The organism is Prauserella rugosa (assembly GCF_000719975.1).
GTDB lineage: Bacteria > Actinomycetota > Actinomycetes > Mycobacteriales > Pseudonocardiaceae > Prauserella > Prauserella rugosa.
On the sequence record NZ_JOIJ01000033.1, the window covers coordinates 1 to 23,798 of the forward strand.

General features: G+C 69.1%; 23 protein-coding genes and 1 tRNA gene. 16 read left to right on the plus strand and 8 right to left on the minus strand.

Translation table 11 applies throughout. The features are described from left to right. Window positions 1–100 precede the first annotated feature (100 nt). From IF64_RS0123830 to IF64_RS0123840, 3 genes are read left to right on the plus strand one after another with little or no spacing between them, the layout of a single operon-like run. Entirely contained in the window at window positions 101–463 is a 363-nt protein-coding gene (locus IF64_RS0123830; protein WP_036877780.1) for a hypothetical protein, read from the plus strand. Between the two features lie 11 nt (window positions 464–474). Beyond that, window positions 475–1,047 carry a DUF3558 domain-containing protein gene (locus IF64_RS26820; protein ID WP_084706071.1) on the plus strand — a complete coding sequence of 191 codons (573 nt, stop codon included), beginning with the start codon at window positions 475–477 and terminating at the stop codon, window positions 1,045–1,047. A gap of 15 nt (window positions 1,048–1,062) precedes the next feature. Then, window positions 1,063–1,299 carry a hypothetical protein gene (locus tag IF64_RS0123840; protein WP_145600529.1) on the plus strand — a complete coding sequence of 79 codons (237 nt, stop codon included), beginning with the start codon at window positions 1,063–1,065 and terminating at the stop codon, window positions 1,297–1,299. A 24-nt stretch (window positions 1,300–1,323) separates the two neighbouring features. Here the strand turns inward: IF64_RS0123840 and IF64_RS0123845 are convergent, their stop codons facing one another. Beyond that, window positions 1,324–2,154, minus strand: a complete 831-nt coding sequence (locus IF64_RS0123845; RefSeq protein ID WP_030534419.1) for a glycosyltransferase family 2 protein — start codon at window positions 2,152–2,154, stop codon at window positions 1,324–1,326. Between the two features lie 309 nt (window positions 2,155–2,463). Next, window positions 2,464–2,537, minus strand: a tRNA-Gly gene (locus IF64_RS0123850). 144 nt (window positions 2,538–2,681) lie between these two features. On the opposite strand from IF64_RS0123850, the gene IF64_RS0123855 reads away from it, so the two are divergent. The 3 genes from IF64_RS0123855 (at window position 2,682) to IF64_RS0123865 (ending at window position 5,400) form a co-directional block, all read left to right on the plus strand. Beyond that, the gene (locus tag IF64_RS0123855; protein ID WP_030534420.1) at window positions 2,682–3,926 is read left to right on the plus strand and encodes an oxygenase MpaB family protein; all 1,245 of its coding nucleotides are present in this window, start codon (window positions 2,682–2,684) and stop codon (window positions 3,924–3,926) included. A 9-nt stretch (window positions 3,927–3,935) separates the two neighbouring features. Next, window positions 3,936–4,517: a dCTP deaminase gene (gene dcd, locus IF64_RS0123860; RefSeq protein ID WP_030534421.1), complete on the plus strand. Its 582-nt coding sequence runs from the start codon at window positions 3,936–3,938 to the stop codon at window positions 4,515–4,517. A gap of 85 nt (window positions 4,518–4,602) precedes the next feature. After that, window positions 4,603–5,400: a CAP domain-containing protein gene (locus IF64_RS0123865; RefSeq protein ID WP_036877783.1), complete on the plus strand. Its 798-nt coding sequence runs from the start codon at window positions 4,603–4,605 to the stop codon at window positions 5,398–5,400. 19 nt (window positions 5,401–5,419) lie between these two features. Here IF64_RS0123865 and IF64_RS0123870 read toward each other — a convergent pair whose 3' ends face one another. Both IF64_RS0123870 and IF64_RS0123875 read right to left on the minus strand, forming a co-directional pair. Further along, on the minus strand, window positions 5,420–7,048 hold the full coding sequence (locus tag IF64_RS0123870; RefSeq protein ID WP_030534423.1) for an acyl-CoA dehydrogenase family protein: 1,629 nt from the start codon (window positions 7,046–7,048) through the stop codon (window positions 5,420–5,422). Then, a complete protein-coding gene (locus IF64_RS0123875) occupies window positions 7,032–7,637 on the minus strand; it encodes a TetR/AcrR family transcriptional regulator (protein WP_030534424.1) in 606 nt (201 codons plus the stop codon). The genes IF64_RS0123870 and IF64_RS0123875 overlap by 17 nt, the downstream gene beginning before the upstream one ends. Window positions 7,638–7,842: 205 nt before the next feature. Here IF64_RS0123875 and IF64_RS0123880 point away from each other — a divergent pair, with 205 nt between their 5' ends. Continuing rightward, window positions 7,843–10,086, plus strand: a complete 2,244-nt coding sequence (locus IF64_RS0123880) for an esterase-like activity of phytase family protein (RefSeq protein ID WP_211252658.1) — start codon at window positions 7,843–7,845, stop codon at window positions 10,084–10,086. A 70-nt stretch (window positions 10,087–10,156) separates the two neighbouring features. On the opposite strand, the gene IF64_RS0123885 is transcribed toward IF64_RS0123880, so the two are convergent. Together IF64_RS0123885 and IF64_RS0123890 are read right to left on the minus strand one after the other, a co-directional pair. Then, a complete protein-coding gene (locus tag IF64_RS0123885) occupies window positions 10,157–11,023 on the minus strand; it encodes a DUF742 domain-containing protein (protein WP_051758123.1) in 867 nt (288 codons plus the stop codon). Window positions 11,024–11,260: 237 nt separating this feature from the next. Then, a complete protein-coding gene (locus IF64_RS0123890; protein ID WP_030534427.1) occupies window positions 11,261–13,528 on the minus strand; it encodes a (Fe-S)-binding protein in 2,268 nt (755 codons plus the stop codon). 148 nt (window positions 13,529–13,676) lie between these two features. Between IF64_RS0123890 and IF64_RS0123895 the strand changes: the two genes are divergently transcribed. Continuing rightward, window positions 13,677–14,003: a DMT family transporter gene (locus IF64_RS0123895; RefSeq protein ID WP_030534428.1), complete on the plus strand. Its 327-nt coding sequence runs from the start codon at window positions 13,677–13,679 to the stop codon at window positions 14,001–14,003. Then, window positions 14,000–14,563 carry a TetR/AcrR family transcriptional regulator gene (locus IF64_RS0123900; protein WP_030534429.1) on the plus strand — a complete coding sequence of 188 codons (564 nt, stop codon included), beginning with the start codon at window positions 14,000–14,002 and terminating at the stop codon, window positions 14,561–14,563. The genes IF64_RS0123895 and IF64_RS0123900 overlap by 4 nt, the downstream gene beginning before the upstream one ends. 473 nt (window positions 14,564–15,036) lie before the next feature. Here the strand turns inward: IF64_RS0123900 and IF64_RS0123905 are convergent, their stop codons facing one another. Then, window positions 15,037–15,585 (minus strand): YbhB/YbcL family Raf kinase inhibitor-like protein, encoded by a 549-nt coding sequence (locus IF64_RS0123905; RefSeq protein WP_030534430.1) that lies wholly within the window; start codon window positions 15,583–15,585, stop codon window positions 15,037–15,039. 236 nt (window positions 15,586–15,821) lie between these two features. Between IF64_RS0123905 and IF64_RS0123910 the strand changes: the two genes are divergently transcribed. The 5 genes from IF64_RS0123910 to IF64_RS0123935 all read left to right on the plus strand — a co-directional run bounded on the left by IF64_RS0123910 (window position 15,822) and on the right by IF64_RS0123935 (window position 21,153). Then, window positions 15,822–16,607 carry a DUF4097 family beta strand repeat-containing protein gene (locus IF64_RS0123910; protein ID WP_084706072.1) on the plus strand — a complete coding sequence of 262 codons (786 nt, stop codon included), beginning with the start codon at window positions 15,822–15,824 and terminating at the stop codon, window positions 16,605–16,607. Window positions 16,608–16,850: 243 nt separating this feature from the next. After that, a complete protein-coding gene (dnaK, locus tag IF64_RS0123920) occupies window positions 16,851–18,722 on the plus strand; it encodes a molecular chaperone DnaK (protein WP_030534432.1) in 1,872 nt (623 codons plus the stop codon). Next, window positions 18,719–19,483, plus strand: a complete 765-nt coding sequence (gene grpE / locus IF64_RS0123925; protein WP_030534433.1) for a nucleotide exchange factor GrpE — start codon at window positions 18,719–18,721, stop codon at window positions 19,481–19,483. The genes dnaK and grpE overlap by 4 nt, the downstream gene beginning before the upstream one ends. Window positions 19,484–19,510: 27 nt before the next feature. Then, complete coding sequence (gene dnaJ / locus IF64_RS0123930) at window positions 19,511–20,707, plus strand: molecular chaperone DnaJ (RefSeq protein ID WP_030534434.1); 1,197 nt, start codon at window positions 19,511–19,513, stop codon at window positions 20,705–20,707. Further along, on the plus strand, window positions 20,707–21,153 hold the full coding sequence (locus tag IF64_RS0123935; protein WP_030534435.1) for a heat shock protein transcriptional repressor HspR: 447 nt from the start codon (window positions 20,707–20,709) through the stop codon (window positions 21,151–21,153). Before dnaJ ends, IF64_RS0123935 begins: the two co-directional genes overlap by 1 nt. 101 nt (window positions 21,154–21,254) lie before the next feature. Here the strand turns inward: IF64_RS0123935 and IF64_RS0123940 are convergent, their stop codons facing one another. Then, the gene (locus IF64_RS0123940) at window positions 21,255–21,629 is read right to left on the minus strand and encodes a hypothetical protein (RefSeq protein WP_030534436.1); all 375 of its coding nucleotides are present in this window, start codon (window positions 21,627–21,629) and stop codon (window positions 21,255–21,257) included. Between the two features lie 123 nt (window positions 21,630–21,752). Between IF64_RS0123940 and IF64_RS0123945 the strand changes: the two genes are divergently transcribed. Together IF64_RS0123945 and IF64_RS0123950 are read left to right on the plus strand one after the other, a co-directional pair. Next, window positions 21,753–22,424, plus strand: coding sequence for a response regulator transcription factor (locus IF64_RS0123945; protein ID WP_030534437.1), 672 nt, complete (start codon window positions 21,753–21,755; stop codon window positions 22,422–22,424). Continuing rightward, window positions 22,417–23,706, plus strand: a complete 1,290-nt coding sequence (locus tag IF64_RS0123950) for a sensor histidine kinase (protein WP_030534438.1) — start codon at window positions 22,417–22,419, stop codon at window positions 23,704–23,706. The genes IF64_RS0123945 and IF64_RS0123950 overlap by 8 nt, the downstream gene beginning before the upstream one ends. Window positions 23,707–23,798: the final 92 nt, after the last annotated feature.

Here is a 23,798-nt window from a genome sequence, read left to right on the forward strand (position 1 = left end):
AAGGTTGACTCGAAGGATCACGCGGTGGCCGCACCCACGTCCACAACACCTCGTAGACGATCCCGGCGACCGCGCCACACCACTATGCGGGACTCAGCTGATGGCGGATGCTGAGCAGCAGTCGGGCGCGCTCCTGGAGTCGGCGAAGAGCGGCGGGTTCCGTGTTAGTGAGAACGCGGCGAAGCCGATCCGGGATGCTTTGATCGAGGCGCAGAACGACGTCGGCAACATCCTGGACGAAGCGACAGACCTTGCACAGGAGCCCCAGCTCGGTTCAGGCCCTTATGCGAAGCAGGTCGCCGCGCATGTCCAACAGAGCGCAGACGGGCCACAGGGCGTCCTTCCTATGCTTAGGCAGCTTCGAACCATCCTCCGGGATTCGGAGCAAGCTCTGAAGATCGCGGAGGACAACTACCGCGAGGCGGAGGAGCAGCAGAAGAGTACTTTCAACGGCAACGCTTAGGAGCACTCCCAATGCGTTTGACACGTGCGGCGTTGCCGCTCGTTGCGGCGGGCGCCTTCGGTCTTGTCGCCTGCTCGAATGGTGTGGGTGGCACGCCGGAGGCCGACGGTGGGCAACAAACACCGTCGGCGGCGGGTTCCAGCTCCGTGCAGGAGACCTCGCCGACGAGTAGTAGTCCTTTGGCTGGCCTGGACCCTTGCTCTGTGCTTCGTGAGGAGGACGTCACGAAGCACGGGCCCGTCAAGGCGAGTGCGCCTGAGTCGAAGACGGTCGGTACCGCGCGCACGTGTTCGTGGGCTGGGGACGCGGGAGATAGCGCTCAGCTTGTTCCGACTTCGTCGGTTGCTATCCGCGAGAACGGCGGAGTTCAAGACATGAACGACCTCGGCTACGGCGTGGACCATACGAGCGAAGGCGGCCGCGAGTACGCGCGGGCGGCGTCTCCCCACGGGTGCACGATCGCGATTGGAGTTAGTGAGACCTCTCGCGTGGATATCCAGGTCACCGGTGTGGAGGAGACCAAGGCTTGCGAGATGGCCAACGATTTGGTGGAGGCGGCCGAGCCACGCGTCCCGAAGGGCTGATCTTCTGTGGAGCTGATGCAGGTCATCCAGGACGGCAAGTTCGACGCGGCTGCCTTTGAAGCCTTCTTCAAGTGGGGCGAGGAACTCGACAAGCTGGAGATCGAGGTCCCCGACAAGAAGCGGGCCGCGCTCGCGCCGGTCCTGGATGAAATGCGGGCTCAGCTTCCGGCTGACCGGCACGCGGCCTGGGAGCGCTTCACAGAGATCGTGCTGATGTACAACGCTCTGTCGGCTGCGCGCAGAGCCAACTAGCTGGCTGCGGGTCGCTGTCGCCGGTCACTTCCACCACGTCGTGCCGGGTGCGACGTTGTACTTCGCGGCGTCGCCGGCTTGTGCTTCGAAGTTGCGCACTGGTGTCGGCTGGCCGTTGACGTTCAGGCCGACGCGGGAGAGGGCCTGGATGCGCTGAAGGGCGATGGTCCGGCCGGTCTGGCTGTGCAGCCTGGACGTGTCGGTCTTGTGTGTCTGCTGGTCGTGGATCCGGTACAGCCAGGTGATCGTTTCGTCGTTGTAGCCGGCCGAGAGTTCGGACAGGGCGGAGAACATGATGATGTCCTCGTCGATCGGTGAGGCTGCCCAGCCGCCGGCGGCTCGGACGAGGTCGGTGCGCAGCATCAGCGCTGCGCAGTGCACGGGCCAGTTGGCGTCGTGGTCGATGGCCCAGGAGTTGACTGCTCCGGCGTCGATGGTTCCGAACGGCATCGCGGACTCATAGCTCGTGCGTGTGCCGTCGGGGAGTAGGTCGTCGGCCTGGCCGCATGCCCACCCCACCTGGGGGTTGTCGAAGTGCGGGATGAGGGTGCGCAGGGCGTGCGGGAGGAGTACGTCGTCATGGTCGAGCACCTGCACCAGTTCGCCTGTTGCGCGCGCGAGAGCGAAGTTACGGCCCACTGCGGCGCCTGCCTGTGCGTGGTTCGCCGCGTAATGAACGTTCGGGATGTCGGCGAACTTGTCGGCGAGCTGCGGTTCGGTGCCGTCCTCCTGGACGAGCCATTCGTACTCCCACCTGTGGGGCATCTCCTGGGCGAGCACGCTGCTCATCGCCTCGTCGAGGTAGTCGGCCTTCGGCGCGTAAGCCGCGGTGATGATCGAAACTCGTCGGGTCACTGTTCGTCGCTCCAGGGCTTGAGTGGGGTGTGGAAGTTGAGGACGGTGCGGATCGGCCGGGTACTGCGAATCGGTTACCTCGACCATGCTCCGAGCCGTTCGGTCCGTGGGGCGAGTGCTCATGAACGCGCTGTAGTAGCTCGTCGGTCGGGTCCCGCGTATCGGTCACGACCTCCACTGCCTCGATCTGCGACACCGCGAGACGTCCGCCGGCAATGGCCCGTGAGTGTTGTAGGCCAGCTCACTCGGCCCCGGCACAACGAAGGCCCAGGTCCGAAGTGGATGGCTTCTGACCTGGGCCTTCGCGCGTGGAGCGGATGACGGGAATCGAACCCGCGTTCTCAGCTTGGGAAGCTGATGTTCTACCATTGAACTACATCCGCATGTCGGTGTCCGATCTTACAACGTTCCTCGCGCTCGTCGACGCACCCCCTGCACCCCCTGCACTTCCTCCTCCGCTTGACGCATGTCCCGCATGTGACAACACTTGTTGTCACGGTGTAGCGGTCCGTGCGAAGGAGCATGCGATGAGCGTCGACGAGCGGCTTCCCGATCCGGAGCTCCTGCGCACCGGCGGTTTCCGCCTGGCGACCCACCTGTACGCCCCCGGCGACGTCCGCGGCACCCGCAGGCAGCTCGACAGCCTCCGCACCTACGCCCAGGCCGGCGATCCTCTCGCCGACGACCTCGTCTCCCTCGTCGAACGCCTTCCCCGCGGCGAAGGGCGCGCCCTCTTCGAACGCGCCCTCAGCGACGGCATCGACAGCCTCGACGATCCGCCTCCGGAACTCGTCACCTTCTTCCGCCACGCCGAAGCCACCCCGTACTGGGTCGACCACGACCGCCTCGAATCCGGCGCTCGCGCCATCGTCCGCACCGGCCTGCTCGGCCTCTTCCCCCTCGCTGACATGTCCCTCATGGGCGGCTATCTGGCCTCCCGCGCCACCAAACCGCTCGTCGGCACCGGCGCGCTCGTCGAGGACATGGCCGCCCGGCGCCTCGTCGAGACCACCACCTGGTGGCTCGACGTCACCACTCCCGGCGCGCTGCGCACCCACGAGAACGGCTACGCCTCCGCCCTGCGCGTCCGCCTCGTGCACGCCCACGTCCGTGCCGCCATGAACCGCCGCGACGACTGGGACTACGACGCCTGGGACCGGCCCGTCAACCAGGTCCAGACCGTCGGCACACTGCTGCTGTTCTCCCTCGTCTACGTCGTCGGCATGCAACTGCTCGGCGTTCGCTACACCGATCGCGAGCGCGCCGACATCCACCACCTCTGGCGCTACGCCGGCTGGCTCATGGGCGTCGACGAACAGCTCCTGCCCGCAACCGAGGACGACTCCTGGCGCCTGCTCTGGCTGCTCGCCACCAGCGAGTTCACCCCCGACGACGACTCCCGGCGCCTCGCGGCCGCTCTGCTCGCCACCCACGCGCAGGTCGGTGCGGGAAGGGGCAACGTCGGCAAGATCCTCGGCCGGCTGTCGCTGCGCCTCCACGGATCGGTGAGCCGGATCGTCCTCGGCAAGGACAACTCCGACTTCCTCGGCCTGCCCGACGACCCGATCGCCCAGGGTGCGGTGCTGGCCGGAGCGGCCGTCAACTTCGCGGGCGAAACCGTCCGCCGATGGCTGCCGGGGGCCACTGCGCTGCAGGAACAGGTCGGCCGGGTCGAACGCACACAGTACGCACGCAGGCTCGGCGCCGTGTTCCCGCTCGACCGCACCTACGCACGGCACATGCACACCGCGGCGGGAACACCTCCCGGCTAGGGTGGGCGCGTGCTGCTCAGTGACCGCGACCTCCGCAAAGAGCTCGACGCAGGCCGGCTCAAGGTCGACCCCTACGGCCCGCAGATGCTCCAGCCGTCGAGCATCGATGTGCGCCTCGACCGGTTCTTCCGCGTCTTCGACAACACGAAGTACACCCACATCGACCCGTCGTTGCAGCAGGACGAGCTCACCTCGCTGGTCGAGAAGACCGAGGGCGAAGCGTTCGTGCTGCACCCCGGGGAGTTCGTGCTCGGCTCGACGTTCGAACTGTTCACCCTGCCCGACGACCTGGCAGGACGCCTCGAGGGCAAGTCCTCCCTCGGCCGCCTCGGACTGCTGACGCACTCGACCGCCGGCTTCATCGACCCCGGGTTCGACGGGCACATCACGCTCGAGCTGTCGAACGTGGCCAACCTGCCCATCACGCTGTGGCCCGGCATGAAGATCGGCCAGCTGTGCCTGTTCCGGCTGACCAGCGCCGCCGAACACCCCTACGGCTCCAGCGAGGCCGGCTCCAAGTATCAGGGGCAGCGCGGCCCCACGCCGAGCAGGGCGTACCGCAACTTCGACCGGGTCGACACCGCCCGTTGACCTTCCGTGACGCTCTGCTCCGTCGGACTGATCCCGCTCACATAACGGTCCAATAACTCACTCGTTGGTGGTAGCTTGCCCGGCCGTGGCTACCCCGATCCCCCGTTCCCGTGGCGCGCTCGTTCTGGTGAGCGTGCTCGTGGGCGTGGCGATCGCCGTGGGCAGCCATCTGCTGTGGATCCAGCCCGACTCGGGGGACGCCACCTCGGCAGCCGGGCCCGGAGCCAGCCTCCATCGCGACGACCCGGGCGGGCCCACCCCCGGCGGCGGTTCCGCCGAGCCGACGACCGAATCGACCGCCGACCCGGAGCCGGCCACCTCGTCGGTGTCCACCCCCGGCGACGTGCCGACCACCACCCCCGTCGAGCCGGCCGACTCCACCAGCGCCGCGCCGACGACGTCCGACAGTCCCACGCCCACCACGACGTCGGCGCCTGCCACGTCCGGGCCTGGCTCCGACACCGGCGAGCCGTCCAGCCCCTCGCCCACCACCACGACGTCCGCCGAGCCCGACGAGGATCCGCTCGCCGAACTGCTGCGCTACGTCAACGAGGAACGCATCGCCGCGGGCTGCGAGGCGGCCGCCACCGACCCTGCGCTCGACGACGCGGCACAGGCGCACAGCAGCGACATGGCCGACAACCGCAGGCTCTCGCACTCCTCGTCGGACGGCACCTCGTTCGAGGAGCGCGTCGAGGACCACGGCTACGACGACCCCGCCGCCGAGAACCTCGCCATGGGGGTGACCTCGGCACGCGCCGTCGTCGACAACTGGATGGCCCAGCCCGCGCACAACGCCAACATCACCGACTGCGACGTCGCCGCGATGGGCGCAGGGCTCGACGAGGACGGCTGGTACTGGACGCTCGACCTCGGCTACTGACCGCAGCTCACCCCGTAGCTCACCCCGCAGGGGTGATCCGGTTCAGGATCCTGCGCGTGTCGACGCCCTTCGGCAGCGTTCCGAACGCCACGCCCCAGTCGCCGGCGAGACGCGAGGCGCAGAACGCGTCGGCGACCGCCTCGTCGCCGTGGCGCACCAGCAACGAGCCCTGCAACACGAGCGCGATCCGTTCCACCAGCCTGCGCGCGCGATACTCCACATCGGACGTGTCCGCGAGTTCCTTGCGCACGCCCGCGATCGCCTCGTCCAGTCGTCCGTCCACACCGGATGCGGCGTCGAGTTCGGCGAACAGGGCGTCCACCGAGTCCGGTTGTTTCGCCATCGCGCGCAGCGTGTCCAACGCCGCGACGTTGCCGGAACCCTCCCAGATCGACGACAACGGAGACTCCCGGAACAGCCGTGGCATGCCCGACTCCTCGACGTAACCGTTGCCGCCGAGGCATTCCAGTGCCTCCGCCGCATGCGCGGGAGCCCGCTTGCACACCCAGTACTTCGTGACCGCGAGCGCGAGCCTGCGGAACGCGGCCTCCTGCTCGTCGGTGGCCGCGCGGTCACCGGCACCGGCGAGCCGCATCGCCACCAGCGTTGCCGCCTCCGACTCGACCGCCAGGTCCGCCAGGACGTTCGCCATCGCCGACTGATCGGCGAGCAGCTTGCCGAACGCCTGCCGGTTCCGCGCGTGATGCGCTGCCCGCACGGTGCCGTACCGCATACCGGCCGCGCCACCGACGGCGCAGTCCAGGCGCGTGTTCGACACCATCTCGATGATCGTCCGGACGCCCCTGCCCTCCTCGCCGACCAGCCAGCCGATCGCGCCGTCGTACTCGATCTCGGCGGAGGCGTTCGACCTGTTGCCGAGCTTGTCCTTGAGCCGCTGCAGGTGGATCGGGTTACGCGAACCGTCCGGCAGTACCCGCGGCAACAGGAAACACGACAGGCCGCCCGGCGCCTGCGCGAGCGTGAGGAACACGTCCGACATCGGCGCCGACGTGAACCACTTGTGCCCCGTCAACGCGTACGTTCCGTCGCCGGTCGGCGTCGCGCTGGTCGTGTTGGCGCGGACGTCGGAACCGCCCTGCTTCTCGGTCATCGACATGCCCGCGATGAGTCCGCGTTTGCCGGTGGGCACGCGAAGGCCGAAGTCGTACTCGCGCGCCGCGAGCAGCGGCTCGTAGACGTCTGCCAGTTCCGGACTGTGCCGCAGCGTCGGCACGGCCGAGTACGTCATCGAGATCGGGCAGGTATGGCCCGCCTCGTTCTGGCTCCACACGTAGAACTTGGCCGCCCGCGCCACGTGCGCGCCGGGCCGGGAATCCCGCCAGGGCGCGGCGTGCAGTCCGCGCGAGACGGCGACGTCCATCAGGTCGTGCCAGTGCGGGTGGAACTCGACCTCGTCGATGCGGTGGCCGACGCGGTCGTGGGTGCGCAGCACGGGAGGGTTCTCGTTGACGAGCCGTCCCCACTCCTGCACGTGTGGACTGCCCGTGAGCCTGCCGAGCTCGTGCACCTCCTCGGCTGCCCAGCCCGCGCCCTCCCTCTGGAGTGCCTCGAGCAGCGTCGGGTCGTCTGCGACGTCGTGGCCGGACAGCTCCGGCACCTGGTTGGTCACGTCATGGGTGGCCGGCATCGGATGCTCCTAGGGCTCGAAGGGTGAAGGTGGCGAGTTCGCCGACGTCGTCCTCGCCGCCCGAGGTCAACGGGCCGATCATGACCTCGGCCACGGCGCCGACGATCGCGGCGGCCGTGAGCGGGGCGTGCTGGGCCGGCAGGGTTCCCTCGCGCACGCCCTCGGCGATCCGGGCGGCGACGACGTCACGGAAGGCGCGGCGGAACACGATGCGTTCGGCCTCGACCGGCGGATCGACGGGTTCGGCGAGCAGGGCGTAGGCCAGCCGCGGCGCCTTGAGGGCACGTGCGGCGAAGGTGTCGATCACGGCGATCACGCGCTCGGCCGCCGACCCGGGACGCTCGGACGCCTGCTCGACCGCCTCGACCTCACGCGTGACGAGCTGCCGGAACAGTTCGGCGACCAGTTCGCCCTTGCTCGGGAAATGCCGGTAGACGCTGCCGGTGGCGACACCCGCGCGTTCGGCGACCGCGGCGACGGAACAGCCGCCGTAGCCGTGCGTGGCGAGCAGTTCGACCGCCGCATCGAGGATCGCGGCCCGCTGCGATTCCATGCGTGCCTGAACCTTCGGGGTGCGCCGGTACACCATGCAAGAAGTGAACCAGCATTCACACCTTGTGGCAAGGGTCTGCGTGTGGACAACGCTCAGGCGTCCATCGGCCGCGCGGGTGGACCGCGTCGATGGGCCGCGTTCACCGGTCACTCGAGGACAACGCCGCGCGAGCACCGACATCGGCATGCGGCGTTCTCGTCGTGTTCAGCCCGACAACATCCGGACGGGCTAGAAACCATCGGTGCGAAACAGAACCCGACTCCTCACCTGTCTGGCTGTCGTGGCGCTGACCGCCACCTCCGGGCCGACCGCGACTTCGGCGCTGACCGCCACCTCCGGGCCGACCGCCACGGCGAGTCCCGCCGCGGACGGCGTTCCCGCCCACGCCGGTGAGCACTTCGTGCGCACGGCCACGATGCCCGTTCACGAGAACTCCTCGCCCGACCAGGAGACCGCAGCCGAGATCTCGGCCGTCACTCCGGACGGCCGCACCGTGGTGTACACCGATTCGCCCGGCGAGCGCATCGGCTTCGCCGACCTCGCGCGACGCGGCACGGTCCGGCCGGCGGGCACCCTCGAAATGCCGGGTGAGCCGACGTCGGTCGACATCGTCGGCGGGTTCGCACTGGTCGCCGTGAACACGTCGAAGAGCTATCCGGAACCGTCCGGCGTGCTCCGGGTCGTCGACCTCGACACGCGGTCCGTCGTCGCGAGCCACGACCTCGGCGGCCAGCCCGACTCCGTCGACGTCTCGCCCGACGGCAGGCATGCCGCGGTCGCCATCGAGAACGAGCGCGACGAGGAGCTCGACGACGGAGCGATCCCGCAGCAACCGGCCGGGTTCCTCGACATCGTCGACCTCGACGGTTTGCCCGCGGACTGGCAGGTGCGCAAGACCGAGCTGACGGGGCTCGCCGACGTCGCGCCGAGCGATCCCGAGCCCGAGTACGTCTCGATCAACGGGCGAGGCGAGGTGGCCGTGACGTTGCAGGAGAACAACCACATCGTGGTCGTCGACCTCGAGACCGGGCGGGTGCGCAGCGATTTCAGTGCGGGCACGGCGACCGTTCGCGGCGTCGACACCACCGCCAACGGCCGCATCGAGCGCGACGGCGCCGTCACGGCGCCCCGCGAACCGGACTCGGTCGGCTGGCTCGACGACGACACACTCGCCACCGCCGACGAAGGCGACTACCAGGGCGGCACCCGCACGTGGACCGCGTTCGACGCCCGTACCGGCGACGTTGTCCACAGCTCGGGTTCCGAGCTCGAGGACCTCGCCATCTCGTACGGGCAGTACCCGGAGCACCGCGCCGAGGACAGGGGTGTGGAACCGGAAGGACTTGCCGTCGCGACGTACGGCAAGCACCGCTACGCATTCGTCGCGCTCGAACGCGCCAACCTCGTCGCGGTGTACAACGTGGACGATCCGCGACGGCCGAAACTGGTGCAGGGCCTGCCCACCGGCGTCGCACCCGAGGGCGTGTTGCCCGTGCCGCAGCAGGGCGGCCTCGTCGTCTCCGCGGAGGAGGACGCCGCCGACAGCAACGTGCGCTCGTCGCTCAGCCGGTACCAGTTGACGCGCAAGCCCCTCGCCGCATCGCTCGCCAGGAACCAGGGCGCGCCCTCGATCGTCTCCGACGGCATCGGATTCGGTGCGCTCTCAGGGCTTTCCGGAGTCCCCGGCGAGCCCGGCGAGGTCGTGGCCGTGACCGACGACGCGTACACGCCGAGTCGCGTGCTCACCGTCGACACCGCCTCGTATCCCGCCCGCGTGACCGGCGAGTTGCCGATCACGCGGGACGGCGAGCCTGCGGCCTACGACATCGAGGGCATCGCCGCCCGCGGCGACGGCGGGTACTGGCTCGCGATCGAGGGCGACCCGGACGCGGCCACCCGCAACCTGCTCGTCGACGTCGGCCCCGACGGCGCGGTACGCAGGGAGATCCCGTTGCCGGCCGCGGTCGCCGAGGGCGCGACGAAGTACGGGTTCGAGGGCGTGGCCGGCTCCGGCGACCACGTATGGGTCGCCGTGCAGCGCGAGTGGGCAGGTGACGAGCCGGGACGCACCACGCTCGCCAGGTACACGCCGGCGACCGGGCGGTGGGCGTTCGCCGCCTACCCGCTGGACGATGCGCCGGAGAACGGCTGGATCGGCGTTTCCGAGCTGACCCCGCTCGGCGACGGACGCCTGCTCGTGCTCGAACGCGACAACCAGCGCGGCGAGAACGCCCGGACCAAGAAGGTCTACGAGGTCGACATCTCGACGGTCGATCCCGTGCCCGCCGGGGAGCCGAAACCGGTGCTGCGTAAACGGCAGTCGCGCGACCTGCTGCCCGCGCTCGAAGCGGGCGGCGGGGTCATCGCCGACAAGCCGGAAGGGCTCGCGGTGACAGCCGACGATCGCCTCGTCGGTGCGGTCGACAACGACGGCCTCGACGACGCGCCCGGCGAGTCCGTCCTCTTGCGACTGGGTCGCGCCTGACCCGGCGGAGGGGCCGGAGAGCACGGCCGGCCCCTCCGTTCGGCGTCCGGCGTCGTTCACCGCAGCCTGCTCACAGGCGGTGCAGCCCTGCCAACACCCGTTGCATCAGCGCGTACCCCGGTCGTTCGTCTCCGGACACCGACTCGGCGTGGATGCGCACCATGTCGGCGCCCGCGAGGTCGCTCAGCAGCACCCTGGCCACGCCCAGCGGCACCGACATGAGCGCGGCCACCTCGGCCACCGACCGTGGCTCACTGCAGGTCCGGCGCACCGCCTGGTAGTCGGTGTTGCCGCGCTCCCGCGCCCACGGGCCGCCCGGATTCACCGTCACCATCGCCTCGATCGCCAGATCACCCCGCACCTCGGTGCGCCCCCGCGTGATGACGTACGGCCGCACCCGCAGACGGTTCTCCTCGAGCGGGTCGTACGGCTCGGCGTCGGGATCCGTCTCGGCTGGTGTGGAGCGGGACGGCCCGGCAGACGGCGTGCGGGGCGGTTCGGTGGGTGCGGGAGGAAGCGCTTCGGCGGACGGCGGGTCCGGGGGAGCTGGGGACTCCTCCTCGTAGCGCTCCAGCGCGGCCGCGGACGGGAATCGCGCACCTGCCCTGCCAACCCTCGACCGATCCGCCTTGTCCGTGTCGGCGGTGCGCCGGTGCTGTTTCTTTGCCTGTTTCGCAGCCTGCTTCTCGGCTGCCTTGCGTTCGGCGCGTTCGATCCGTTCCAGCGCCTTCGCGGAGGGAAACCGCGCCCCGGATCCGCCTGGGAGCCGCTCGTCCGGTTCAGGCGGCTGTGATTCGGGCAGCTGTGACTCGGGCGGCTGGGGATCGGGTTCGGCCTCGAACGCCTCCCGTCTCTTCGCGGAGGGGAATCTGGCACCGGATCTGCCGACGCCGTCGTCGCTGTGCTCCGGTCTCGCCGGTTCGTTCGGGGGATGCATGACCCACGCCCTCGCCTCGCACGGTCGGTGCTGGTGTCCTCGCCGGAAGCGGCTGCTCCAGGGGGCGGTGCTGCTTCGCGCGCCCGACGGCGATTGTGGACAGCGGCGATGGGGCCGGTATTGCGGCGACGTTAAATCGGCGAGTCGGCCGCAACATGCAGCGGGCGCCGCCCCCGGAAGCTCCGGAAGCTCCGGAAGCGGCGCCCGTCTGCGTTCGTGTGCGTTCGCCGGGTGGCGTTACGCCTCGTCGGTGTTCGTGGCGACGTCGGCCTTGCCGTCCGGCTCGGCCTCGCCGCCCTTCTCCGCCGACGCGCCCACCGCGGCAGGCTGCTTGTCGCCGCGCTTGACGGCGGACAGCAGCAGCTGCGAGACGTCGACGACCTCGAGCTCCTCGCTCGCCTTGCCGTCGCTCTGCCGCGACGTGACTCCGTCGGTGAGCATCACGCGGCAGAACGGGCAACCCGTGGCGATCTTCGACGGAGCGGTGCCGAGCGCCTCGTCGACGCGCTCGACGTTGATCCGCTTGCCGATCTGCTCCTCCATCCACATGCGCGCACCGCCCGCGCCGCAGCACATCGCACGGTCGGCGTGCCGCGGCATCTCGCGCAGGTTCGCGCCCGCCGCGCCGACCAGCTCACGCGGCGCCTCGTACACCTGGTTGTGGCGGCCGAGGAAGCACGGGTCGTGGTAGGTGATGTCCTCGGCGACCGGGGCCATCGGCGTCAGCCTCTTCTCCCGCACCAGGCGGTTGAGCAGCTGGGTGTGGTGCACGACCTCGTAGTTGCCGCCGAGATCCGGGTACTCGTTGGCGAGCGTGTTGAAGCAGTGCGCACACGTGACGACGATCTTGCGCTTCGCCGGCTCGACATCCTCGAACACCGAGTTCAGCACCTCGACGTTCTGCTGCGCGAGCATCTGGAACACGAACTCGTTGCCCGCGCGGCGAGCCGGGTCACCGGTGCACGTTTCCTCCGGGCCGAGCACCTTGTACTTGACGCCCGCGATGTGCAGCAGCTCGGCCACCGCACGCGTCGTCTTCTTCGCACGGTCCTCGAACGCGCCGGCGCAGCCGACCCAGAACAGGTACTCGGTGTCGCCGAACTCGCCGTCGAACTCCGGCACCTCGAAGTCGAGGTCATCGGCCCAGGCCATCCGGTCCTTGGCGTTCTGACCCCACGGGTTGCCCTTGTTCTCCAGGTTCTTGAACAGGGCGTTGAGCTCGGTCGGGAAGTTCGACTCGATCATCACCTGGTAGCGGCGCATGTCGACGATGTGGTCGACGTGCTCGATGTCGACCGGGCACTGCTCGACACACGCACCACAGCTGGTGCACGACCACAGCATGTCCGGGTCGATGACGCCGCCGGCTTCCGCGTCGCCCACCAGCGCGCGCTCCGACTCGGCCAGCGCCAGCACGTCGATGCCGGCGTGCGGGTCGTCGCCGGTCAGACCGACCTCGTCCCCAGCCATGTCCTTCTTGCCGCCGGCCAGCAGGTACGGCGCCTTGGCGTAGGCGTGGTCGCGCAGCTGCGTGATCAGCAGCTTCGGTGAGAGCGGCTTGCCCGTGTTCCACGCGGGGCACTGCGACTGGCAGCGACCGCACTCGGTGCACGTGGAGAAGTCGAGCCAGCCCTTCCAGCTGAAGTCCTCGATCTGGCCCGCGCCGAAGACGTCCTTCTCCGGGTCGGCCTCCTCGAAGTCGAGCGGCTTGCCCCCGCTCATCATCGGCTTGAGCCTGCCCAGCGCGACGCCGCCGTCGTCCTCGCGCTTGAAGTAGATGTTGAAGAACGCGCTGAACCGGTGCCAGGCGACACCCATCGTCAGGTTCCGGCCGACCACGACCAGCCAGATCATGCCCGACAGCAGCTTGACGAGCGCCATGATCGACACGGCCGCGGTGGCGCTCGGCAGGATCTGCGCGAGCGGCTGCGTCACGAAGCTCGACCACAGGGCCGGGTCCTCGATGCCGCTGGAGATCTTGAACGCCTTGACGCCGAGGATGCCGAGACCCTCGATGATCACCACGGCCTCGACGAAGTAGGCCGCCGCGAAGTTCGAACCGGCGAATCGCGACTGCCGGTCGGCGCGCCGCGGGTGGTTGGCCTGCCGGATGATCGCCAACGCGATACCGCCGACCACGGTGCCGATACCCAGGAGCTCCAGCAGCAGCTGCCACGGCGCCCAGTGGCCGATGATCGGCCAGGCGAAGTGCGGGTCGAAGATCTCGCCGTACGCCTCGAACAGCGCGAGCGAGCCCAGCAGGAAGCCCCACATCACGAGCCAGTGCCATGGCCCGACGTGGCGGAACTTGTTCATCCGCGTGTGGGCGGCGAACTCCTTGATGAGCGTCTTCAGACGCGCCGCCGGCGGTCCGTTTCGCGTGCTGTCAGGCTGCCCGAGTCGGATGATGCGCACCTGCCGGACGACGGCAGCGACGAACACACCCCAAGCGACAATGCTGACGGCAACGCCGATCACGCCGAGCGTGATCTGCAGTGCACCCATGATCGGGCCTTTCGGTTCGGTCTTCGTGGTGGGTGACGGGAGCGTATCTCTTCCTACTGAGGAGTAATGGATTGGAGACGCCCAAGTCCCACTGATGTGGCAGAAACCTCGCCACTAATGGGACGCACGTTCAGGTAGTTTGGCTGTTGTGAGCGCATACGTGTTGATCGCCGGGGCGATCCTTGCCGAGGTCGCCGGCACCGTGTCGTTGAAATTGTCGGAGGGATTCACCAAGGTCGCCCCCTCGGTGGTGGTCGTCGTCGGCTACGTGACCGCGTTCCTGCTGCTGGGGCAGGCGTTGAAGAACGGACTTCCCGTCGGTGTCGCCTACGCGATCTGGGCGGCAGCCGGCGTCGCCCTCGTGGCGCTGATCGGCGCGGCGTTCCTCGGTGAGCCGATGAACCTCACGATGGCGTTCGGCCTCGTGCTCGTGATCGGCGGTGTCGTCCTGCTCGAACTGGGGCGATCGACGTGAAACGGCAGGTCGACGGCAGGAAGGCGCGCGGGGAGAAGCGGCGCACCGAGATCATCGAGGCGACCCTGCGCGTGATCGAACGCGACGGGGTCACCGGCGTGACACACCGAACCGTGGCCGCGGAGGCCGGCGTGCCCACGACGTCGACCACCTACCACTTCGCGACGCTCGACGACCTGCTCGTGGCGACGCTGATCGAGTGCGCGCGCGACATGGCCACCGAGGTGTACTGGATGATCGACCGCGCGCGCTCGCACGGGCGTGGTCGCGGTGCCGAGGAGATCGCGAAACTGCTGGCCGAGGCGCTCGGGCCGAAGCGGGGCCGCACGATGGCCGAGTACGAGCTGTACCTGCTCGCCGCGAGGAAGCCGGAGCTGCGTCCCGCGGCGCGGCGGTGGCTCGATGTGCTGACGTCGATGGTGCGCCACGACGACGAGGTGGCGTTCCGCGTGTTCCTCGCCGGCATCGACGGCCTGCTCATCCAGGGCCTCATCGACGACGAACCGCCCACTGCGGAGGAACTCCGCCCGGTGGTCGACTACCTCCTGAACCCCCGCTGACCGGTTCGCGCACGTATGCGCGTGTTGCGGGTCTGGGTGCGCGTGTTGCGCTTTCGGGGACCCGTGTCGCGGATTCCGGGGTGCGTGTCGCGCCTTCGGGAGCTCGTGTCGCGGGTTTAGGGACCCGTGTTGCGGATTCGGGGATGCGTGTTGCGGGTCGAGGAGGTCGGTGTTGCGCCGCCGGATGACGCGTTGGTGTAGTCCTGCGTCTGTGACCTGTGTTCCCGGCCGTATTCGGGTCAGTAACACGGAGGCTGTCGAGTCGCGCCGTGGAACCCGCCGGACCGCGCGATGTTGTCCGGTGTGCGTTGCCGGTGGGTGCGGCACGTGGGTCGGCGGCCGTGCCCCGGGATTCGCAACACAAGCTCCCAGAACCGCAACACGGGCCCCTGGGAACGCAACACGGGCCCCTGGAGACGCAACACGGGTCCCCGGGGCCGCGACACGGGCCCCGGGGAGCGCAACACGGTGCGTCAGCCCTTGTTCTCGTAGACCGGCGTGATGATCGCACGGCCGAGGGTGTGGCCGAACATGTTGAACTGGAGGAACGCCGGGCGGGCCTCCTCCGGGATGTCGAGGGACTCGACGTCGAGCGCGTGCACGCCGAACATGTAGCGGTGCGGACCGTGTCCGGGAGGCGGCGCGGCACCGAGGAACTGCCGCACGCCACCGTCGCCGGTGAGCATCTTCGCGCCGTCGGGCAGGTTCGCGCCGCTCGGGTCACCCGCGCCCGTCGGCAGTTCGGTCACCGAAGCCGGGATGTTGAACACCGCCCAGTGCCAGAAACCGCTGACCGTCGGCGCGTCCGGGTCGTAGCACGTGACGACGAAGCTCTTGGTCCCCTCCGGGAAGCCGGACCACGCCAGGTGCGGCGACTTGTCCTCGCCGCCCGCACCGAACAGGCCCGACAGCTGTGGTGTCGGCAGGGTCTCGCCGTCGGCGACGTCGTCGCTGCGCAGGTCGAAGGACGGCACCTGCGGCAGAAAGTCGTACGGATTGAAGTTGAACGGCGCGTCGGCCATCTCACGCTCCTCGCGGATCGGCTGCATTGTGCGACTGCGACTTGATGCAACCCCGAGGGTAGGCAGCCGTGCGCGCGCCGTCAGTGCCGACCCGGCCCCCCGACCCGCACCACCGACCCCGCCTGCGATCAGGGTCTCCCTGAGTCTGGGCGCGGAGAAACGGGGGTTGTCCCCAATACCGGTGGGGCGGGGGTCGGCCTACGGTTCTCGCAGACGAGAACTGAGGGGATTGACGGATGGGACGCTCAGTGGTGCAACGCCCCGGCCTGGCGGTCGGCGGAGCGGTGCTCGTCGGATTGGGCGTCGTCATCGCACTGGGGACGTTCGACTCGGAGCACGCGGAACGCACGTCGACGTTCGCCGACGTCGACCGCATCGAACTCGCCACCGGATCGGGGGACGTGACGGTCCGGGTCGGCGACGTCGACCGGGTCACCGTGGTCGAGAAGCTGTCGTACCGCTGGAGCGAGCCGTCGGAGACCCACACGGTCGACGACTCGGTGCTTCGCCTCGAGCGGTGCGACGCGTGGTGGTGCGAGGTCGACCACGAGGTGATCGTGCCGCGCGGGCTGGCGGTCTCGGGGGAACTCGGGTCGGGGTCGCTGTCGGCGAACGGGGTGTCGTCGGTCGACGTGGAGGCGGGCTCCGGAGACGTGCGGCTCGCCGAGATCACGGGGGACGTGCGGCTCGACGTCGGATCGGGCAGTGCCGAGTTCCACGACGTCGACGGCGCGGTCGTCGCCGAGGCCGGGTCGGGCACGCTGACCGGCCGCGAGCTGCGTGGTTCGGTCGAGGCGGAGGCCGGATCGGGTGCGATCGACCTGCAGTTGGCCGAGCCCGGCGACGTCACCGCGTCGGTGGGCAGCGGCGACCTGCGGGTGGCGGTGCCCAGGGGCGACTACCGCGTCGAGGGCGACACCGGCAGTGGCGAGCGCCGACTCGAGGTCGGTAGCGATCCGGAGGCGCCGAACGTGCTGCTGCTCGACTCCAACAGCGGTGACGTGACTCTCCTCCGGAACTAGGGCGCACACGTGCGGGTAGCCGGAAATCGGCCGCTGCCCGGGAACAAACGCCGCTGGTCGGCCGTTACTCTGGCAGAAAGGTTGAGCAAGCGTCACTCAAGTCTGGTTTGACGCACCTCGGCCACCCACGTTAGAACTTGAGTGAGCCCCGCTCAGGTCTCGGTGGTCTCGGTGGACCGCGGTCCGGCCGAGTGCCAGACCGAGTGGAGGGGCATCCGCAGGATCAGTAGGAGGGAAAGACACATGGCGCGAGCGGTCGGCATCGACCTTGGTACGACCAACTCGGTCGTTTCCGTGCTCGAGGGCGGTGAGCCGACGGTCATCGCCAACTCGGAGGGTTCCCGCACCACCCCGTCCATCGTCGCCTTCGCCAAGAACGGCGAGGTGCTCACGGGGCAGCCTGCCAAGAACCAGGCCGTCACCAACGTCGACAGGACGATCCGGTCGGTCAAGCGGCACATGGGCACCGACTGGAAGACCGAGGTCGACGACAAGGCTTACACCGCCCAGGAGATCAGCGCGCGCGTGCTGATGAAGCTCAAGCGCGACGCCGAGGCCTACCTGGGCGACGAGGTGACCGACGCGGTCATCACCGTCCCGGCGTACTTCGAGGACGCCCAGCGCCAGGCCACGAAGGAGGCCGGCCAGATCGCGGGGCTGAACGTCCTGCGCATCGTCAACGAGCCGACCGCGGCCGCGCTGGCCTACGGCCTCGACAAGGGCGAGAAGGAACAGACCATCCTGGTCTTCGACCTCGGTGGCGGTACGTTCGACGTCTCGCTGCTCGAGATCGGCGAGGGTGTCGTCGAGGTCCGCGCCACCAGCGGTGACAACAACCTGGGTGGCGACGACTGGGACGAGCGCATCGTCGACTGGCTGGTGGACAAGTTCAAGGCGTCCAACGGCATCGACCTGACCAAGGACCGCATGGCTCTCCAGCGCATCAAGGAGGCCGCGGAGAAGGCGAAGATCGAGCTGTCGAGCTCGTCGAGCGCCAGCATCAACCTGCCGTACATCACGGTCGACGCGGACAAGAACCCGCTGTTCCTCGACGAGACGCTCTCGCGTGCCGAGTTCCAGCGCATCACGTCCGACCTGCTCGAGCGCACGCGCAATCCGTTCAACAACGTCGTGCGGGACGCGGGCATCTCGGTCGGCGAGATCGACCACGTCGTGCTGGTCGGTGGTTCGACTCGCATGCCTGCCGTCACCGACCTGGTCAAGGAGCTGACCGGCGGCAAGGAGCCGAACAAGGGCGTCAACCCGGACGAGGTCGTCGCCGTCGGTGCCGCGCTGCAGGCCGGTGTGCTCAAGGGCGAGGTCAAGGACGTCCTGCTGCTGGACGTCACGCCGCTGTCGCTGGGCATCGAGACCAAGGGCGGCGTGTTCACCAAGCTCATCGAGCGCAACACGACCATCCCGACCAAGCGCTCCGAGATCTTCTCCACGGCCGAGGACAACCAGCCGTCGGTGCAGATCCAGGTGTTCCAGGGTGAGCGCGAGATCGCCGCGCACAACAAGAAGCTCGGCATGTTCGAGCTGACGGGCCTGCCGCCCGCGCCGCGCGGCGTGCCGCAGATCGAGGTCTCGTTCGACATCGACGCCAACGGCATCGTGCACGTCACGGCGAAGGACCTGGGCACCAACAAGGAGCAGTCGATGACCATCACCGGTGGCTCCGCGCTGCCGCAGGAGGACATCGACCGCATGGTCAAGGACGCCGAGGCGCACGCCGAGGAGGACCAGAAGCGCCGCGAGGAGGCCGAGACCCGCAACCAGGCGGAGACGCTGGCCTACCAGACCGAGAAGTTCGTCAGCGACAACGAGGACAAGCTGTCCGACGAGCTCAAGGGCAAGGTCAAGTCGGCCATCGACGAGACCAAGGAGTCGCTGAAGGGCGACGACATCGCCAAGGTCAAGGAGGCCGTCGAGAAGCTGAACACGGCTTCGCAGGAGCTCGGCCAGGCGCTGTACGCCAACACCGGTGCCGAGGGTGCCGCGGGCGCCGACGCCGGTGCGGCCGGCGCGGGTGCCGCCGGTGGTGACGCCGGGTCCGGCAAGGCCGACGACGACGTCGTCGACGCCGAGATCGTCGATGAGGACGACAAGAAGTGACCGAGCGCGACGAGAACGACCAGCAGGAGCAGGAACCGGTCGTCGTGCGGGACCGCCGCAAGGTCGACCCGGAGACCGGTGAGGTCCGTGCGGGCGACCGGTCCGAGCGGGCCGACCAGCCCGAGGTCGTGGATGCGCCCGCCGACGGCGCGGGCGCATCCGCTCCCGGGCAGGAGCAGGCCGCTCAGGGCGAGGCGGGTCAGGAGGCCGAGGCGGGTTCGCCCGTCGAGGCCGATCTGGCCAAGCAGCTCGAGGAACGCACCGCGGACCTGCAGCGCGTCCAGGCCGAGTACGCCAACTACCGCAGGCGTGCCGACAAGGAGCGTGAGCAGCTCGCGGCCTCGGGCAAGGCGTCGCTGGTGGGCGATCTGTTGCCGCTGTTGGACGACCTCGAACGGGCCGCCCAGCACGGTGACCTGACGGGCGCGTTCAAGTCGGTTGCCGACAAGCTCGTCGAGGCGCTGGAGAAGTCCGGCCTCGAACCGTTCGGCGCCGAGGGCGACGAGTTCGACCCGAGCGTGCACGAGGCGGTTCAGCACGACACGTCGCCCGACGTGTCGGGGCCGACGGTCACCACCGTGCTGCGGCGGGGCTACCGGTTCGGCGACCGCGTCCTGCGGCCCGCGCTCGTGGCGGTCACCGACCACGAGCCTGCCGCCGACGCGGCACCGGCGGCGTCCGAGGCGCCTGCACAGGCGGATCCGATCGACCCACCGGTCGAAGGCGAGTTGCCCATCGACAGCGATGAGCAGAAGAACTGACGACAAGCGGAAAGGAGGAGACGCCCGATGAGCGCTCGGGAGTGGCTCGACAAGGACTTCTACCGTGAGCTGGGCGTCTCCTCCGACGCTTCCACGGACGAGATCAAGAAGGCCTACCGGAAGTTGGCGCGGGAGAACCACCCCGACGCCAACCCGGGCAACGCCGAGGCGGAGAAGAAGTTCAAGGCCGTCTCCGAGGCCTACGGCGTACTGTCCGATCCGGACAAACGCAAGGAGTACGACGAGGCACGTGCCCTGTTCGGCTCCGGCCGCACGGGTGGCGGCTTCGGCGGCTTCCCCGGTGGCGGCGGCGCCGGTCCCGGCGGTGGTTTCGACCTCGGCGACATCTTCGGCCAGGGCGGCACCCAGGCGGGCGGTTTCGGCGGACTCGGCGACATGCTGGGCAATCTGTTCGGCCGGCGCGGCGGAGCCGGAGCCGCGGGCGGAGCCCAGCGCGGCCAGCGTGGCAGTGACGTCGAGACGGACGTGCGGATCGACTTCAGCGAGGCGGTGAAGGGCGCGACCCTTCCGTTGCGGCTGTCGAGCCCGGCCACGTGCGGCACGTGCGGCGGCAACGGCGCGCGGCCTGGAACGTCGCCGCGCACCTGCTCGGTCTGCTTGGGATCCGGTCTCGTCACCAGGAACCAGGGCGCGTTCGCGTTCTCCGAGCCGTGCCCCGAGTGCCGTGGCCGCGGTCAGCAGATCGTCGATCCGTGCCCGGAGTGCTCCGGCGAGGGCGTGTCCACCCGGACGCGCACCCTCACCGTGCGCATCCCGCCCGGCGTCGACAACGGCCAGAAGATCCGGCTCGCCGGCCAGGGCGAACCGGGCAGGGGCGGTGCTCCCGCGGGCGATCTGTTCGTCCGGGTGCACGTCAAGCCCGACGACGTGTTCGGCCGCTCCGGCAACGATCTGACCATCACGGTGCCCGTCGAGTTCACCGAGCTCGCGCTCGGCACGACCCTCAGCGTGCCGACGTTGGATTCGAAGGTGTCGGTCCGCGTGCCTGCGGGCACGGCGAGCGGGCGCGTGCTGCGTGTGCGTGGCAAGGGAATCGCCAAACGGGATGGCTCCCAGGGTGATCTCTTGGTTACGCTGCAGGTCGTCGTCCCCGCGAAGGTCGAGGACGACGCGAGGGCAGCACTGGAGAAGTACGCCGACGCGGTCGCACAGCACGATCCGCGACCCGAGATCACCGCGCTGTTGCGCGATCGAGGTGCGTGATGTTCGGTTCAGGTTCCCCGGGATTCGGAATGCCGCACGGCGCGGACGAGGACACGCCCGTCTTCGTGATCTCCGTGGCGGCGCAGCTGTCGGGTCTGCACGCGCAGACGTTGCGTTCCTACGACCGGATGGGGCTCGTCTCCCCCGGCCGTACGTCCGGCGGCGGCAGGCGTTACTCCATGCGCGACATCGCCCAGCTGCGCGAGGTGCAGCGGTTGTCGCAGGAGGAGGGCGTCAACCTCGCGGGCGTCAAACGCATCATCGAGCTGGAGAACCAGGTCGAGGCGTTGCAGGCCCGCGTGACCGAACTCGCCGAGGAACTGTCCACGGCGTACGCGGCGGCCGAACAGGCGGCCGCCGCGGTGCACGCCTCCTATCGCAAGGACCTCGTGCCCTTCCGCCAGCAGAACGCTCTGGTGGTGTGGAAGCCGAATCGCCGCCGCTGACCGGAGAGGTCTGCACCGGCAACTCCCCTTGCCGCCCGAGCTTGGACGACGCGAAAGCACGGGAGGACACCCCCGATGGCCCTCCCGTGCCGCCGGCGCAGTTACTGCTGCTTCTCGGTGGGCTCGGCCGACTTGGCGGGCACGGCGTCGATGTCGTCGCCGCGCTCGAGGGGCTTCGTGTCCTGGTACTTCATCGGCTTCGCCGGCTTACTGCCGGTGCCCGGCTCGACCTCGTCGGGGTCGACCTTCTTGATGGCGACCCCACCGTTGGGGAGCTTCTCGACCGCGATCGCGTCCGACGGGCTCGTGCTCGGCGGGGCCGAGCCATCGGGCTGAGTGACGGAGCCCCGCTTCTCGTCCTGCGGGTTCGTCGGGGTCTCGTCGCTCGTCGCGAGCGCGGTGCCCGCGCCGCCGAGTGCAACCGCACCCGCGGCGAGCAGGGCGACCGTCATCCTCTTGCCGATCCGATTGCGCATGACGTTCTTTCCTCCTGATTCCCGCGGCGTTTCCGCGATGTCGACGACAGTGCCCGGGGCCCGCTGAAGGAAGGCTGAACGATTCTGAAGTTCGCTTCAGGTTCGGCTGCGATGCTGTCGGTCATGCGGGTACTGATCGTCGAGGACGAACCGCGCGTGGCCGATGCGCTGCGGACGGGACTGAACGCCGAGGGCTGGTCGGTCGACGTGACCGGGGACGGGCTCGAAGCGCTCTGGTACGCCGAGAACCACGAGTACGCCGCAATCCTGCTCGACATCATGTTGCCGGGGTTGAACGGCTACAAGGTGTGCGCACGGCTGCGCGCGGAGGGAAACGCGACGCCGATCATCATGCTCACGGCCAAGGACGGCGAGTACGACGAGGCGGAGGCGTTGGATGCGGGTGCGGACGACTACGTCACGAAACCGTTCTCGTACGTCGTGCTCCTCGCGCGGCTGCGCAACGTCGTCCGGCGCGCGCCCGCACGTACGCCGGTGATCCACGTCGGTGACCTGGCGGTCGATCCGGCGACGCGGACCTGCATGCGTGCCGGGGACGAGATCCCGTTGACGAGCAAGGAGTTCACGCTCCTGGAGATGCTGGCGTCGCAGAGTGGCCAGGTCGTGTCGAAGCGCCGCCTGCTCGAAGGTGGGTGGGACTTCGCCGAACAGCCGGAGCCGAACCTGATCGAGGTCCACATCAGCGCCCTCCGCAGAAAGATCGATGTGCCGTACGGACGCAGGAGCATTCGCACGGTGCGTGGTCACGGCTATCAACTGGTCAACGATGCGTGAACGAATCCGGCTCTCGGTGCGCGCGCGGACGACCATCGGCGCGACGGTCGTGGTGGCGGTGGCCACCGTCGCGGTCGGACTCGGTCTTGTGTCCTATCTGGACTCCAAGCTTACGCAAGAGCTCGACGCCGCACTCGATTCGCGACTCCAGACCGCCAGCCGTGCGGTGCAGGGCGGGAAGGCCCTTCCTGCCGGAGTCACGGTCGACATCACCGGAAGCGAGCGCCGGGTACAGGTGCGCCCGGCGATCGCGGTCGAGCGCGGCGAGCCGTACCGCATGGCCGAAACCACCGTGGACACGCCGAAGGGAACGACGACCCTGGTGGCCAGCGCGTCGACCGAGTCGGTGAGCAGGGCGACGAGCGCTGCGACGAAAGCGCTGCTCATCGGTGCTCCGGCGTTGTTGGCGGTCGTGGCCGCCCTGACGTGGTTCAGTACCGGCCGGGCGCTGCGGCCGGTCGACGCGATCCGCAGTGAGTTCGCGCGACTGTCCGCACACGACCTGCGAGGGAGAATGCCGGTGCCCGGCGGGGACGACGCACCTGCCCGGCTCGCGGTGACCCTCAATGAGACCCTCGACCGGCTCGACGAATCCGTCCGACGTCAACGCCAGTTCGTCGCCGATGCCTCGCACGAGTTGCGCAGCCCCCTCGCCGCGGTGCGCACACCCCTCGAGGTCGCGCAGGTGCATCCCGAGCGAGCCGACTGGCCGAAGCTCGCCGCCGGGACGCTGGAGGATCTCGACCGGCTGGACCGGCTCGTGTCCGATCTGCTCACCCTGGCGAGAATCGACGCAGACACCGTCGACGAGGCCGCGCCCCTGGATCTGAGCGCGCTCGTCGGTCAAGTCGTCGAGCGGCGCGCACTGCCTCGGGTGGAGCTGACCGCGGACGTGGCCGGATCCGTTTTCGTCCGCGGTCATCGCGGTCACCTGGGACGGTTGCTGACGAACCTCCTCGACAACGCAGAACGGCACGCCACCACCCGTGTCGAGGTCCGACTGTCGACATCGGACGGAAAGGCAATGCTCGGGGTCCGCGACGACGGCCCCGGCGTTCCGGAGGAGTACCGCGAGCGCATCTTCGAGCGGTTCGGACGGGTCGACACGGCTCGCGGGCGCGGTCAGGGCGGTGCCGGTCTCGGTCTGGCCTTGGCGCGGGACATCGCGACGTTGCACCGAGGGAGTCTGCAACTCGCCGATTCCGGGTCGGCCGGTGGCGCCCGTTTCGTCGTCGTGCTGCCGGCCGAGCTGGGATCGTCCGGGCCGGCTCGTGACACCTAGGGCGTGTCTCCTAAAGATCTGTGGTGAGAGGGGGGATTGTTGATCGCATGTCACGTTCTGCGGTGCTCACTGACGCTCAATGGGCTCGGATT